Source organism: Clostridioides sp. ZZV14-6387, assembly GCF_020657835.1.
In the GTDB taxonomy this organism is placed as follows: Bacteria; Bacillota; Clostridia; order Peptostreptococcales; family Peptostreptococcaceae; genus Clostridioides; species Clostridioides difficile_A.
The window spans coordinates 1-216 of the sequence record NZ_JAGWCW010000167.1 but is presented as its reverse complement, the minus strand read 5'-3'; the positions used below and the strand labels follow the sequence as shown (position 1 = coordinate 216).

The window sequence follows — 216 nt, the reverse complement described above, 5'->3', positions numbered from 1 at the left end:
GATGCAAGTCAAAGTGTAGTAGTAGGAGTTGAATACAAAGGTACGACTAAAAAAGCAGATGCATTTACAGTAGATGCAAAAGATGTAGTAGCAGCAGTATCAACTGTAAATGCAACAAATGGAACATTAACAATAGTAATAGATAAAACACCAACAGTAGATCCAATTGCAGGAGACTTTACAGCAACTAAAGCAATAGATGGAGGACAAGAAACG

1 protein-coding gene is annotated in these 216 nt (G+C 36.1%); it reads left to right on the top strand.

The annotated features are described in order from the left end of the window. Positions 1 to 216: hypothetical protein (locus KGF38_RS20260; protein ID WP_227832711.1), on the top strand; the 216-nt coding region annotated here is incomplete at both ends.